We start from the raw sequence: 14,031 nt of genomic DNA, 5'->3' as shown, positions 1-14,031 counted from the left end.
TCAGTGCGCGGTGAGTTCGCGCAGCAGCGCGGCGGCCTCGTCGACGGCCACGTTCTGCGCCTCGCCGGTGCGCCGGTCCTTGACCTCGAGCACGCCGTCCGCGAGCCCGCGCCCGACGACGACGATGGTGGGCACGCCGATGAGCTCGGCGTCGCCGAACTTCACCCCCGGGGAGACCTTGGGGCGGTCGTCGTACAGCACGGTCAGGCCGGAGGACTCGAGCTCCGCCGCGAGCTTCTCGGCGGCCTCGAAGACCTCGGTGCCCTTGCCGGTGGCGACGATGTGCACGTCGGCGGGCGCCACGTTGCGGGGCCAGATGATGCCGCGGTCGTCGTGGTTCGCCTCGGCGAGGGCCGCGAGGGCGCGCGTCACGCCGACGCCGTAGGAGCCCATGGTCACCGTGGCGAGCTTGCCGTTGCGGTCGAGGACCTTCAGGCCCAGCGCGTCGGCGTACTTCCGTCCGAGCTGGAAGATGTGCCCCATCTCGATGCCGCGGGCCGCGACCAGCGGTCCCGAGCCGTCGGGAGCCTCGTCGCCCTCGCGCACCTCGACGGCCTCGACCACGCCGTCCCAGGTGAAGTCGCGGCCGGCGACCAGGCCGAACACGTGCTTCCCGTGCTCGTTGGCACCCGTGATCCATGCGGTGCCGCTGACCACGCGGGGGTCCACGAGGTAGCGCAGGCCCGTGGCGGACTCGGCCCCGAGGACGGCGGCGTCAGGCGTCAGGCCCGGGCCGATGTAGCCCTTCACGAGCCCCGGGTGCTTCTTGAGGTCGTCCTCGGTGGCGGCCTCGACGGCCACCTCACCGCCGGTCTCCAGATGGCCCGCGATGTTCGCCTCGATGCGCTTGAGGTCCACGGTGCGGTCGCCGGGCACACCGACGACGACGATCTCGCGCGCCCCGGTGGGCAGGACGGCGGCGAGGACGACGTTCTTCAGGGTGTCCGCGGCGGTCCAGGGACGGTCCTCACGGACGGCCATGGCATTGGCGGCGGCCACGAGCGTCTCGATGGTCGGCGTGTCCGGGGTGTCGCGCACCTCGGCCGCCGGAGCATCCGAGTGGTCGACGGCGTCGGGGACCACGGTGGTGACGGCCTCGACGTTCGCGGTGTAGCCGCCGGCCGAGCGGACGAAGGTGTCCTCGCCGATGGGCGTGGGGTGCAGGAACTCCTCGCTCTTCGAGCCGCCCATCGCGCCGGCGGTCGCCATCACGGGGATGACCTCGAGGCCCAGCCGCTCGAAGATGCGCAGGTAGGCCGCCCGGTGGAGCTGGTAGCTGGCCTCGAGTCCCTCGTCGTCGATGTCGAAGGAGTAGGAGTCCTTCATGATGAACTCGCGTCCACGGAGGAGCCCGGCCCGCGGGCGTGCCTCGTCGCGGTACTTGGTCTGGATCTGGAACAGGCTCAGCGGCAGGTCCTTGTACGAGCTGTACAGGTCCTTCACGAGCAGCGTGAACATCTCCTCGTGCGTCGGCGCCAGGAGGTAGTCAGCTCCCTTGCGGTCCTGGAGCCGGAACAGGCCCTCGCCGTACTCGGTCCAGCGGTTCGTCGTCTCGTAGGGCTCCCTGGGCAGCAGCGCCGGGAAGTGGACCTCCTGGGCGCCCATGGCCTCCATCTCCTCGCGGATGATCCCCTCCACGCGGGCGAGGACCTTCAGGCCCAGGGGCAGCCAGCTGTAGATGCCGGGGGCCGCGCGCCGGATGTAGCCGGCCCGGACCAGGAGGCGGTGGCTGGCGACTTCGGCGTCGGCTGGATCGTCACGCAGGGTGCGCAGGAAAAGGGTCGAGAGTCGTAAGACCACGCGGGTGTCCGTTCGTATTCATCGGGCGCTGCTTGATCGAGCACTGCCATCCACTCCCCCGCCGTCCGGCGGGAGACAACAGGTACCAATCTAGCCGGTCCGCACACCCCGCCGCCGTCGCCGTCGCGACGGACCCGTCCTCAGAAGAGGATCGTCGCGAAGGTGTCCACCTGCTCGAAGCCCACGCGCTTGTAGGCCGCGATGGCGCGCGCGTTGTACGAGTTCACGTAGAGGCTCACGGTGGGCGCGAGGGAGCGGGCGGCGACGACGACGCCGGCCATGTAGGCGGCGCTGAGCCCCCGGCCGCGGTGGTCGGGGTTCACCCAGACCCCCTGCACCTGGACGGCCTGCGAGGACACGGTGCCGAGTTCGGCCTTGAAGATCACGGTGCCGTCGTCGTCGAACGCGGCGAGCGAATGCCGGCGGCCGATCAGGGAGGCGACCCGCCGGCGGTAGTGGTCGGACCCGCCGATGAACGGCGAGTAGCCCACTTCCTCCTCGAACATCGCGGCACAGGCGGGCAGCAGGCGGTCGAGTTCCTCGGGACGCGTGAAGCGCAGATCGGGTGCGGGGGTGATGAGGGGGTCCGTGTCGATGGCCATGAGCGGCTGGGTGGGCCGGACGTCGAACGGCTCCGCGCTGTAGTCCTCGAGCGTGGACCACAGGTCCATCACACCCTCGGACAGGCCGAAGATCGAGGAGAAGGTGCGCCCCGAGCGGCCGAGGTGGTCGCCGAAGATGGCGCCGGTCTCGTCGGTCACGCCGACCGGGACGAGGTTGACCCCGGCCCAGCAGGCGGCGCGGAGCTCGTGGTGGCGGAACATCCCGATGACCTCGCCGCCGGCGAACGACGGCGCGGCGCTGCCCGTCGCCTCGAGGTGCGAGGCGACGAAGACGTTGGCCACGGGGTCCGCGTTGACGAGGCCCCAGAGGTCCGGGGTGTCGGCTTCGCCGAGCACCCGGAAGGACCACGGCCCTTCCGGGTCGGGCTGGGGCCTAGCTAACGGTAACCATGGGGCCACCCTGGCCAGCAGTTTCGCCATCAGCCTCCCCCATCTCCTCCGCGAGCCGCATGGCTTCCTCGATCAGCGTCTCCACGATCTGGTCCTCGGGCACGGTCTTGATGACCTCGCCCCTGACGAAGATCTGTCCCTTGCCGTTGCCGGAGGCGACGCCGAGGTCGGCCTCGCGTGCCTCACCGGGTCCGTTGACGACGCAGCCCATCACGGCCACGCGCAGCGGGACCTCCATGCCTTCGAGGCCGGCGGTCACTTCCTCGGCGAGCGTGTAGACGTCCACCTGCGCCCGGCCGCACGAGGGGCAGGACACGATCTCGAGCTTGCGGGGGCGCAGGTTGAGGGACTGGAGGATCTGGTTGCCCACCTTGATCTCCTCGACCGGCGGTGCGGAGAGGGAGACGCGGATGGTGTCGCCGATGCCCTTGGACAGGAGCGCGCCGAACGCGGTGGCGGACTTGATGGTGCCCTGGAAGGCCGGCCCGGCCTCGGTCACGCCGAGGTGCAGGGGCCAGTCGCCGCGCTCGGCGAGGAGCTCGTACGCCCGGACCATGATCACGGGGTCGTTGTGCTTCACGGAGATCTTGAAATCGTGGAAGTCGTGCTCCTCGAACAGGGACGCCTCCCAGACGGCCGATTCGACGAGCGCCTCCGGGGTGGCCTTCCCGTACTTCTCCATGAGGCGCGGGTCGAGGGATCCCGCGTTGACACCGATGCGGATCGAGGTGCCGGCGGCCTTCGCGGCGTCGGCGATCTGCTTGACCTGGTCGTCGAACTTGCGGATGTTGCCCGGGTTGACGCGGACGGCCGCGCAGCCGGCGTCGATCGCGGCGAACACGTACTTCGGCTGGAAGTGGATGTCCGCGATCACCGGGATCTGGGACTTCTTCGCGATGATCGGCAGTGCCGCGGCGTCGTCCGCCGAGGGGCAGGCGACCCGGACGATGTCGCAGCCGGTGGCCGTCAGTTCGGCGATCTGCTGGAGGGTCGCGTTGATGTCCGTGGTCGGCGTCGTCGTCATCGACTGGATGCTGATCGGGGAATCGGATCCGACCCCTACCGAGCCGACCTTGATCTGGCGGGTCTTGCGCCGGGGAGCGAGGACGGGCGGCGGTGCTGCTGGCATTCCTAGGTTGACCGAGGTCAAAACATCCTCCATGCTGGCGGCCCTGGCCGCACGTGTGACGACATACTTGGTTTCATTATCCACCCGGCCGGACGCTGCGTCGTCCTGCCGGGACGCAGGTCACACGAGGTCCCTGAAGGCTCCGATCACGGGGTTCCACGCGGTGGTCTTGACGGCGGAGATCGCCCCGGCCTGCGCGAACGGGTCCTCGCTCACGAGCTGGTTGAGATCGGCCTCGGTCGCGGAGGCGAAGAGCAGGAGCGCCCCGGTGCCGTCGGCGAAGGGACCGGAGGCGAGGACGCGGCCGTCGCCGACGAGTCCTTCGAGCCATTGGCGGTGTGCCGGGCGGTGCTCGACGCGGAGGTGGTCGTGGTCGGGGTTGTATACGTACTCGACGGCGAAGATACTCATGGCTTTCACCCTACGTGACTCCCAGCAGGTAGGCCTTGACGATCGTCGCGACACCGGCGGCCCACAGCAGGGAGGTCAGCGTGCCGATGATGAACCGCTCCGCCGCGGCGGGGGTCTCCTTCAGCTCGGCGTAGCGCCCGAGGGCCTTGACCGCCACGACGTAGGCGATGGCGACGGGCTGGCCGCCGAGGATGGCGACGGTCACGGCGAGGCGCTCGAGCACACCGATGACCAGTCCGCCGCGGAGCACGCCCGGGGGCAGGGCGTCGATCGGCGCCTGGGGTGGGTGGGCCGGGGGCTCCGGCAGCTCGAGCTGTGGCTGGTCGGCGGGCTCGGGGAGTTCCCTGCGCCGTTCCGCGGTGTCCACCGATCGCGCCAGGCGCAGCACGAGCATGGTGACGGGCGAGCCCAGGCCTCCCGCCGCGACGAGGGCCACCACGATCCACAGTGCGTCCACCGATACCTCCTGAACGGTCGTCGACCGTGCCGCTCACCGTCGTCCGTCATGTCTACAGCACGCCACCCCCTTCAGTGGGTCAGGACTCCGTCGGGGCGGTCCGCCCAGGCCAGGAGGCGTGCAACTGCCTGACGGACCGTGCGCTCCTCATGCCAGGCCGCACGGGCGGCCGCCTTGCTCACGGCCTGCGGACTGATGCCGAGGCTCCGCGCGACGACGGTCTGGGTGCCGCGCTCGCCGGGCTGCAGGAGATCGAGGATGCGCCACTCCGCCTCGGAGCGCCCCATGACATGCCGACCGAGCAGCGCGAGCACCCCCTCGGCCTCCGCTGCCACGTCGGCGTGGCCGCCCGGTCCTTCGACGGCCAGCGGCGCGCGGTCACCGGTCTTCTTGGCCCGGTCCACGGCCCTGCGGGCGGCGACGAACGCGGAGCCCCGGCCCTCCCGCGGCGAGGACGGGAAGGGTTCCTCGACCACGCCGACGCCGATCCCCACGTACCAGCCCCCTGCGCGGAGGCACAGCAGGACGGCGTCGACGACGTCGGCCGGATCGGCCAGGACGCCCTGCGCCTCGTCCCCCACCGAGCGTTCCCAGGGGAGGACGGCTTGGACGGGCCGCAGGAGGGCGAGCAACTCGGGGATGCGGTCCGGGGAGGTACGGCTGGCCGCCTGGTCGATCGTGAGGACGAACATTCTTCAACCGTATGAGGTTGAATTCCGTTTTACAACCGATCAGCCGAAGAGATCGACCGGCTTCACGATGTCGGCGTAGATCAGCAGGACACCCATGCCCATCAGCAGGATCGCGACGGCGTAGGTGAGGGGCAGCAGCTTCGCCATGTCGAACGGGCCCGGATCGGGGCGCTTGAACAGGCGTGCGACGCCGCGGCGGAGCCCTTCCCATAGCGCTCCGGCCACGTGCCCGCCGTCGAGCGGCAGGAGCGGGATGAGGTTGAACACGAACAGGGCGAGGTTCACGCCCGCGACCAGTCCGATGAGGGTCGCGGCACGGGATGCGACGGGGACCTCCTCCATCGCGGAGATCTCCCCCGCGATCCGGCCGACGCCGACCACGCTGATGGGGCCCTCGGGGTCGCGCGGGGCGTCCGAGAACGCCGCCTGACCCACCTCGACCACGCGCTGCGGCAGGTTCAGCACCACGCCGGCCACGCTCGCGAGGGAGTCGCCGACGGCGGGCAGTACCTCGGTGGCCGGCTGGGGCACGAGCTCCTGCGTGGAGCCGACGCCGATGAAGCCGACCTCCCGGGTCAGCGCGGTGCCGTCGTCGTCGACCGCCGCCGTGCCGTCCTCCGCGGCGACGGGCCGCTCCGTCAGCAGGGGGGTGATCCTGGAGTCGATGGTCTCGCCGTCGCGGACGTAGGAGATGGCGACCTCGCGCCCGGCGGCATCCCTGATCCAGCCGGACAGCTCGTCCCAGCCGGTGACCTCGCGGCCGTCGAAGGCGACCACGCGGTCACCGGGCTGCAGACCCGCCTGGAACGCGGGCGCGGCCGGGTCGTCCGGTCCGCAGTCGGTCTGGCCCGTGGCGGCCTGCTGGCTGGCGGGCACGACGCAGCGGTACACCTCGGAGACCGTGGTGGTGGCCTGCGCGGAACCGAAGCCCATGATGAGGATCGCGAAGAGGACGGTCCCGATCAGGAGGTTCATCAGCGGCCCGCCGAGCATGATGATGATGCGCTTCCAGATGGGCAGCTTGTAGAACACGCGGTCCTCGTCGCCGGGCTGGAGCTGCTCGGCGGCGGCCCGCCGCGCGTCGTCGGAGAGTTGCTGGAAGACGCCGGTGCTGGACTGGCGGACGGCTCCGGCCTCCGTCGTCGCGGGCGGGAACATGCCCACCATGGCGACGTAGCCCCCGGCCGGGATCGCCTTGAGCCCGTACTCGGTCTCGCCGCGGCGTTTCGACCAGACGGTGGGGCCGAAGCCGACCATGTACTGGGTGACGCGGACCCGGAAGAGCTTCGCGGGCACCAGGTGGCCCACCTCGTGCAGCGCGATCGACGCGGCGATCCCGACGACGACGAAGAGCACTCCGGCAATGAACAGCAGAACAGTCACAGCGTTTCCTTCTGGCCTTGCACATCCCCTGCACCGACCGGCAGGGACGACTCCTCGAGCCCACAACGGACACGGGCGCTCCGGCGTGCCCAGCGTTCCGCCGTGAGGACGGCGTCGAGGGTGAGGTCGCCGACGGCTACGCCCTGATCCTGCGCGCGCTGCTCCTCGACGACCGCGGAGACCGTGTCCACGATGTCAGTGAAACCTATGACTCCCCTGTGAAAGGCGTCCACGGCTTCCTCGTTCGCCGCGTTGTAGACGGCCATGCGGGTGCCGCCCTCCGCTGCCGCCCGCTTGGCCAGCGCGACCGCGGGGAAGGCGTCGTCGTCGAGCGGCTCGAAGGTCCACTCCTCGGGGCGGCTCCAGTCGCAGGCCCTCGCCGAGCCGGGCACGCGGAACGGCCAGCCCATGCCGAGGGCGATCGGGAGGCGCATGTCGGGCGGCGACGCCTGCGCCAGGGTGGATCCGTCGACGAACTGGACCATCGAGTGGATCACGGACTGCGGGTGCACGACGACGTCGATGCGCTCGAGCGGGATGTCGAAGAGGAGATGCGCCTCCACCAGCTCGAGGGCCTTGTTGACCATGGACGCCGAGTTGGTGCTGATCACGCGGCCCATGTCCCACGTGGGGTGGGCGAGGGCCTGGCTGGGGGTCGCGTGCTGCAGCTGCGCGCGGGTCATGCCGCGGAACGGACCGCCCGAGGCCGTGAGGATGAGCCGGTCCACCTCGTCCGCCGTCCCGCCGCGGAGCGCCTGCGCCATGGCTGAGTGTTCGGAATCGACCGGGACGAGCTGCCCCGGTGCGGCGGCCGCCCGCACGAGGGCTCCCCCGGCGATCAGCGACTCCTTGTTCGCGAGCGCGAGGAGGTGTCCGGCGCCGAGTGCGGCGAGGGTGGGTTCCAGCCCGATCGACCCGGTGATCCCGTTGAGCACGACGTCGGCATCCGGCCAGGCGGCGACGTCGGCTGCGGCGCGGTCGCCGGCGAACAGGTGCGGGGCGTAGCCGGTGACGCCGGCGTCGTCGGCGGCGCGGGCGATGGCGTGCTCGAGGTCGGCTTCGGTGGCGGACGCGACGCCGACGGCGGGGGCCCGGACGGCGACGGCCTGGCGGGCGAGGAGGTCGAGGTTCCGTCCGCCCGCGGTGAGGCCTGCCACGCTGAAGCGGTCCGGGGCGGCGGCGATGACGTCAAGTGCCTGGGTGCCGATCGAGCCGGTGGAACCGAGGATGGTGACGCGCCGGTGCCCGCGGGTGGGGTTGCTGAAATCCATGGCCCCAGTATCCCGCAGACTGCCGGTGCCGGCCCTCCTGCATGCGTGGCGGGTGGTCGTTTCGCGCTTGCGGCAGGCTGTCGTGCAGACCTGCGGCGGCGGTTGTCGGGTCCGCGGCGGGTGGTCGCCTCGCGCCGTGGCTTCGGGTCGCTCGGGTCCCGGCAGGCTGTGGTCCAGATTCAGGGCCGGCGGCCGTCCCGGGTCAGCGGCAGGCCGACCTTCCACGGTGCAGTCGGCGGTCGCTCGGTGCTCGGCAGCCACCAATCGAGAAGTCCAGGCATCAGCACTTCTCGTGCCTTCGATCGCGGCCCATTTTGTCGGTGCGAGGTGATTGGCTGGAGCCATGACCACCGGATCGGTGCTGCTGACTCTCGAGGACGCTTACAGCGAGGCGCTCGAGGGCTGGCCCGCGGATGCGTTCGACGAGCTTCTCGGTTCGGACGGCGAATTCGACGACGACGGGGTCGACGAGCACGCCCGTGCGCGGGTCGAGGACGCAACGCCGTACGGCCTGATCGGCCGATTGGAGGGCGCCGCGTCCGGTGCAGCCGATCCTTCGAGCCTCCCGGCCACCCTCGATCTGCTGCGGGCCGCGGACCGGCTGGCGTCCTGGGCCGCCGCGCAGCGGGCCCGCCTCGTCGCCCGGGTCCACACCTTCAGCAATCCGGACCACCACTCCTGGTCCGGCCCGTCCTCCTCCCTGGCCTTCACCGGGACGGTCGCCGAGACCGCGGCACTGCTCACGATGTCCGAAGGGTCCGCCGCCCGGCTCGTGTCGGAGTCGCTGACGTTGACCGGCCAGTTGACGGACACGTTGGCGGCCCTGGAGAAGGGCACCATCTGCCCCGGGCGCGCGTCGGTCGTCGTCGAGCAGTCCCGCACCATCCCCGACGAGGCCGTGCACGGATTCGAGACCGAGATCCTGAAGGTGGCAGGTAACCTGAACCGGCCGAGGCTCACCGCGCGGTGCCGTCGGCTGCGGGAGAGGCTCCACCCCGAGACGCTGACCGCCCGCCGGGTGCGGGCTGCTGCCGACCGGTGCGTCGTCTTCGAACCGGACCGGGACGGGATGGCATGGTTGAGCGCCTACCTTCCCGCGGAGCAGGCCCTTGCAGTCCACACCACGGTCGACGCGGCGGCTCGTAGCCTGCGCAGCGGCGACGAGCCGCGGACGCTGCCGCAGCTGCGGGCCGATGTGCTGGCCGACCTGCTGCTCGGCGGTGGCAGGACCACCGGCACCGATCCTTCCGCCGGCGGAAGCTGCGGGACCCCCGAAGGGCGCGGCACCGAAAGGAGCAGCGCCCACGGGAGCAGCGTCGGCCCGGGAGCCCGTCCGTCCGTGGCGAAGATCGTGGTCACCGTCCCGGTGTTCTCGCTGATGGGGCTCACCGACGAACCGGCCGAGCTCGAGGGCTACGGACCCATCCCCGCTGATGCCGCCCGGAAGCTGGCCGCGGACGCCACCTCGTGGATGCGCCTGCTCACCCACCCCTACACGGGCGCGGCGCTCGGCCTCGACCGGACCCGGTACCGTCCGAGCGAGGACCTGCGGACCTGGGTCCAGCTCCGTGAGAAGACCTGCAGCTTCTACGGCTGTTCCCGCCCCGCAAGCCGCTGCGATCTCGACCATCTGCTCGCCTGGGCCGACGACGGATCGACCGGTGCGGACAACCTCTACCCCGCGTGCAGGCGGCACCACATGCTGAAGCACCAGACAGACTGGACGCCGAGCCCCGATCCCGACGGTGGACTGACCTGGCTGTCGCCGGGTGGTCGGACCTATACGACGCCGCCTGAACCACCGCCCGGCGACCCGGATGCGTCGGCCACCGCCCGGATCCTGCGCGGGCTCGGGACGGCGATGCGCACTGAGCGAATGGCTGATGAGGAAGCCCCGCCTCCCTTCTGACGGTCGGGCGGACGGCGGTGCCACGGTACCTCCGGCGAGCGCAGCGGCGTCCGATCGCCTCGCCGGGAACAGGCAGCTTCGATGCGGCAGGACCGTACGGCTACCGGCGTGGCTCGTACCGCAGGGCCACAGCCCCCGAGCCGACCTCCTGCCGATCCACCAACTGGAGAACTAAGTGCCGTGAGAAACCGGCGAACAGCGTGGGGCCATGGCCTGCGATCGCCTCAAAGAATGGAGTACCTCCTTCAGATCACCACGTCCGAGCAATCACCGGTTCCACAATCGACCTCTGTACTGTCCGATCAGCTGCGATTCGATCAGAAGTGCCTCTGCCCGCGTTGCAGCGGGCGTCCAGCGCACTTCCAGTCCAAGGTGGTCGATAGCCGCACGGGCAGCCCTCTTTGCTCGCAGGGAGCGTCCCTCTCGCGCCTCCACCAGTCGCGCCTCCACCCAATCCGGATCTGCGAGAGCACGATCGAAGGCGTGTTCTCCGAGCCCTGAGGCGGCTCCCTGGCCGCTGACGTAGATGGCCAGTCGACCTCGCACCCCGTTGCCCTTTCGCTCCCCCGCCATGCCGATGTACACCGGCCCTCGCTCAGGTTCAGCAGTCAAGCGCATCATGTAGACGCCGGGGCTGCGCGGAGCGACCGCCAAGACGTCTGCGAAGGGCACCCAGTCGGACCACGCGAGCGCCCGACGTCCAGGTCCTGCGAGAGCCTCTCCACTGTCCACCGTGACCGGTTCGCCGATCACGGTCTCGTCCGTGCAGGAAGGCTGCGTGCTCTCCGGACGTAACACCGGACCAGGATGCGCCGTAGTTCCAGCAGGGGGTGTTCGCGCGGGAACCGGACGACCGGCTTCCAGAACGGCCACAAGTTCTTCGTCCAAGTACCACCGCCCGTTCTTCTGCGGAGGCACCTGCACAGCGCCTTCGGGGCGGTGAACCCGCAACCAGGAGCGTAGTGCCTTTCCCGTCATCCCAAGACGGTCCGCCGCCGCCTCCGCGGATAGCGAGTGGTCTTCGTACGGGCCCTGACCGGTCCGCTGCTCCTCAGTCACCAACTACTCCTCATCACACAGATCAACAACTAAATCCGGCGCGATAGCGACATCTGGCGGCCCTATCTGCTGCCTTCCATGCCGGAGCCTCTGCACAGCCAACGATGCTGCACCCTAGCTGCCCGACGCCCTGCCCAGGACACTGCGCGCGTGCCTGAGGATCGGCTCGTCCACCATGCGCCCCTCGAACGTGAAGACCCCTCGCTCGTTCTCGGCCGCAGCGAGGATCGCCCGCGCCCGCTCCACTTCGGCCTCGGCCGGCGCGAAGGCGGCACGGACCGCGGCGACCTGGCCCGGGTGGATACAGGCCTTCGCAGCGAAACCCGAGGCCACGGCGTCGTCGGCCTCCGCCGCGAGCCCCTCCAGGTCGGCGATGTCCACGTACACGGCGTCGATGGCCTGCCGGTCTGCGGCCCCGGCGGCGAGCAGCACCTGCGAGCGCGCCTGGAGGGCCACCGCACGGTAGGCGCCGTCCGGACGCCGGCTCGACGTCCCCCCGAGCGAGGCCACGAGATCCTCGGCGCCCCACATCAGGGCGCTGACCCCCTCGGTACGGGCGATCTCCACGGCGTTCACCACTCCCCGCGCGGTCTCGCACAGGGCGATGACGTCCACGGCGCCGAGCGCCGCACGGACCGCGGCGACGTCGTCGGGCGACTCCGTCTTGGCGAGCATCACCGTGCGGTAGGGCGTGCGACGGACGGCGTCGCAGTCGGGGGCGAAGTCCGGTGTCCCGACGGCGTTGAGGCGCACCACGGTGCGCTCCGGGTCGAGGGCGGACACGGCGAGCGCCTCCCGCGCGGACTCCTTGGCGGCCGGCGCGACGGCGTCCTCGAGGTCGAGGATGACGGTGTCGGAGCGGTCCGCCGCCTTCGCGTAGCGTTCCGGGCGATCCGCGGGGCAGAACAGCAGGGCCGGGCCGAGGACGATGCCGCTCACGCCAGGCCGTCCCGGGGCCCCGTCGAGGACCACATGAGCACGCTGCGGGTCGCGGTCGCCACGACCTCCCCGTGCTGGTTCCGCCCCGTGTGCGCCATGGTCACGACGCCCTGCCCCGGTCGGGACGACGACGGGCGCACTCCGGTGATCTCCGTCTCGGTGTACAGGGTGTCCCCATGGAAGAGCGGCTTCGGGAAGGCGACGTCGGTGAGTCCGAGCTGCGCCACGATGGTGCCCTGCGTCAGCTGGGAGACGGACTGCCCCACGAGCGTGGCCAGGGTCAGCATCGAGTTGACGAGCCGCTGCCCGAACGGCTGGCCCGCCGACCACGCCGCGTCCAGGTGCAGCGCCTGGGTGTTCATGGTGAGCGTGGTGAACAGGACGTTGTCGGCCTCGGTGAGCGTGCGGCCCGGCCGGTGCGCGTAGACGGACCCGACCTCGAGCTCGTCGAAGTACAGGCCGCGCTGCTCGATGACGTGGCGGCCGGCTGCGGTGCCACTCACGCCGCGGCTCCCCCGAGCTCCACGCGCAACGTTGCACCGGTCGCCGCGACGACGTCGTCGGTGCTGACGCCCGGTGCCGTCTCGCGCAGCACGAGGCCGTCGGGTTCGACGTCGATCACGGCGAGGTCGGTGATGATCCTGTCCACGCAGCCCTTGCCGGTGAGCGGCAGGGAGCAGGACTCGACGATCTTCGGCCGCCCGGCACGGTCCACGTGCTCCATCATGACGATCACGCGCTTGGCCCCGAACACGAGGTCCATGGCGCCGCCCATGCCCTTGACCATCTTGCCGGGCACCATCCAGTTCGCGAGGTCGCCGTTCCGGGCCACCTCCATGGCTCCGAGCACCGCGACATCCACGTGCCCGCCGCGGATCATGCCGAAGGAGGACGCCGAGTCGAAGAACGCGGCCCCGGCGTTGGCGGTCACGGTCTCCTTGCCGGCGTTGATGAGATCGGGATCCACGGCGTCCTCCGCCGGGTACGGCCCCACGCCGAGGATGCCGTTCTCCGAGTGCAGCACCACCTCGACGCCGTCGGGGATGTAGTTGGGGATGAGGGTGGGCATGCCGATCCCGAGGTTCACGTACTGGCCGTTCTCGAGTTCCAGGGCCACCCGGGCCGCGAGTTCGTTGCGTGTGAGTGCCATGGTCATGCTCCTTCGGAGGCGACGGGTGCGGCGGATCCGGCGGGTGCGGCCAGCGAGACCGTCCGCTTCTCGACGCGCTTCTCGGGGTCCGGGGCGACGACGACGCGCTGGACGAAGATGCCGGGCGTGTGGACCTGGCCGGGGTCGAGCTCGCCGGGTTCCACGAGTTCCTCCACCTCCGCGATGGTGATGCGGCCGGCCTGGGCGCACAGCGGGTTGAAGTTCATGGCGGTGGCATGGAACACGAGGTTGCCGTGGCGGTCGCCCTTCCACGCGTGGACGAGCGCGTAGTCGGGGCGCAGGGATTCCTCGAGCACGTAGTCGACGCCGTCGAAGGACCGCACCTCCTTGGGCTTCGAGGCGACAGCGACGTTCCCCTCGGCGTCGTAGCGCTGCGGCAGGCCGCCCTCGCTGACCTGGGTGCCGACGCCCGCCGTCGTGTAGAACGCCGGGATGCCCGCACCCCCTGCGCGCAGCTTCTCGGCGAGCGTGCCCTGCGGCGTGAGCTCCACCTCGAGCTCGCCGGCGAGGTACTGGCGGGCGAACTCCTTGTTCTCCCCGACGTAGGAGCTGATGGTCCGGCGGATGCGGTGGTCGGACAGGAGGATCCCGAGCCCCCAGTCGTCCACACCGCAGTTGTTGCTCACCGTCTCGAGCTCCGCCGTCCCCTGGGCGTGCAGGGCCTCGATCAGGGTCACCGGGATGCCGCAGAGGCCGAACCCGCCGACCGCGAGCGATGCGCCGTCGGGAATGTCCGCCACGGCCTCCGCCGCGCTGCCAACCACCTTGTTGATCACTGCTTCTCCTTCGTGTCGCCG

The 14,031-nt window shown here is 70.7% G+C and carries 13 protein-coding genes; 1 reads left to right on the top strand and 12 read right to left on the bottom strand.

The window, feature by feature from the left end:
- From MWM45_RS05790 to dxr, 8 genes are all read right to left on the bottom strand, one after another.
- On the bottom strand, window positions 1-1,800 hold the full coding sequence (locus MWM45_RS05790; RefSeq protein ID WP_247828632.1) for a proline--tRNA ligase: 1,800 nt from the start codon (window positions 1,798-1,800) through the stop codon (window positions 1-3).
- A 140-nt stretch (window positions 1,801-1,940) separates the two neighbouring features.
- A complete protein-coding gene (locus MWM45_RS05785; RefSeq protein WP_247828631.1) occupies window positions 1,941-2,759 on the bottom strand; it encodes a GNAT family N-acetyltransferase in 819 nt (272 codons plus the stop codon).
- A gap of 37 nt (window positions 2,760-2,796) precedes the next feature.
- The gene (ispG, locus tag MWM45_RS05780; RefSeq protein ID WP_247828630.1) at window positions 2,797-3,963 is read right to left on the bottom strand and encodes a flavodoxin-dependent (E)-4-hydroxy-3-methylbut-2-enyl-diphosphate synthase; all 1,167 of its coding nucleotides are present in this window, start codon (window positions 3,961-3,963) and stop codon (window positions 2,797-2,799) included.
- Window positions 3,964-4,062: 99 nt separating this feature from the next.
- Window positions 4,063-4,353, bottom strand: a complete 291-nt coding sequence (locus tag MWM45_RS05775; RefSeq protein ID WP_247828629.1) for a YciI family protein — start codon at window positions 4,351-4,353, stop codon at window positions 4,063-4,065.
- A gap of 10 nt (window positions 4,354-4,363) precedes the next feature.
- Window positions 4,364-4,810 (bottom strand): hypothetical protein, encoded by a 447-nt coding sequence (locus tag MWM45_RS05770; RefSeq protein ID WP_043447457.1) that lies wholly within the window; start codon window positions 4,808-4,810, stop codon window positions 4,364-4,366.
- A gap of 71 nt (window positions 4,811-4,881) precedes the next feature.
- Complete coding sequence (locus tag MWM45_RS05765; protein ID WP_247828628.1) at window positions 4,882-5,502, bottom strand: MarR family transcriptional regulator; 621 nt, start codon at window positions 5,500-5,502, stop codon at window positions 4,882-4,884.
- 39 nt (window positions 5,503-5,541) lie between these two features.
- The gene (locus MWM45_RS05760; RefSeq protein WP_247828627.1) at window positions 5,542-6,885 is read right to left on the bottom strand and encodes a M50 family metallopeptidase; all 1,344 of its coding nucleotides are present in this window, start codon (window positions 6,883-6,885) and stop codon (window positions 5,542-5,544) included.
- Complete coding sequence (gene dxr / locus MWM45_RS05755; protein WP_247828626.1) at window positions 6,882-8,156, bottom strand: 1-deoxy-D-xylulose-5-phosphate reductoisomerase; 1,275 nt, start codon at window positions 8,154-8,156, stop codon at window positions 6,882-6,884. The genes MWM45_RS05760 and dxr overlap by 4 nt, the downstream gene beginning before the upstream one ends.
- 343 nt (window positions 8,157-8,499) lie before the next feature.
- Between dxr and MWM45_RS05750 the strand changes: the two genes are divergently transcribed.
- On the top strand, window positions 8,500-10,065 hold the full coding sequence (locus tag MWM45_RS05750) for an HNH endonuclease signature motif containing protein (RefSeq protein WP_247828625.1): 1,566 nt from the start codon (window positions 8,500-8,502) through the stop codon (window positions 10,063-10,065).
- Window positions 10,066-11,238: 1,173 nt separating this feature from the next.
- On the opposite strand, the gene MWM45_RS05745 is transcribed toward MWM45_RS05750, so the two are convergent.
- From MWM45_RS05745 to MWM45_RS05730, 4 genes are read right to left on the bottom strand one after another with little or no spacing between them, the layout of a single operon-like run.
- Window positions 11,239-12,063: an HpcH/HpaI aldolase/citrate lyase family protein gene (locus MWM45_RS05745; RefSeq protein WP_247828624.1), complete on the bottom strand. Its 825-nt coding sequence runs from the start codon at window positions 12,061-12,063 to the stop codon at window positions 11,239-11,241.
- Complete coding sequence (locus MWM45_RS05740) at window positions 12,060-12,566, bottom strand: MaoC family dehydratase (RefSeq protein WP_247828623.1); 507 nt, start codon at window positions 12,564-12,566, stop codon at window positions 12,060-12,062. Before MWM45_RS05740 ends, MWM45_RS05745 begins: the two co-directional genes overlap by 4 nt.
- Window positions 12,563-13,213, bottom strand: coding sequence for a CoA transferase subunit B (locus MWM45_RS05735; RefSeq protein ID WP_247828622.1), 651 nt, complete (start codon window positions 13,211-13,213; stop codon window positions 12,563-12,565). Before MWM45_RS05735 ends, MWM45_RS05740 begins: the two co-directional genes overlap by 4 nt.
- A gap of 2 nt (window positions 13,214-13,215) precedes the next feature.
- Window positions 13,216-14,010 (bottom strand): CoA transferase subunit A, encoded by a 795-nt coding sequence (locus MWM45_RS05730; protein WP_247828621.1) that lies wholly within the window; start codon window positions 14,008-14,010, stop codon window positions 13,216-13,218.
- Window positions 14,011-14,031: the final 21 nt, after the last annotated feature.

Origin of the sequence: Arthrobacter antioxidans (assembly GCF_023100725.1) — a bacterium.
GTDB lineage: Bacteria > Actinomycetota > Actinomycetes > Actinomycetales > Micrococcaceae > Arthrobacter_D > Arthrobacter_D antioxidans.
Note: the sequence above shows the minus strand (reverse complement) of the source record. Positions and strands in the feature narration are given on the sequence as shown.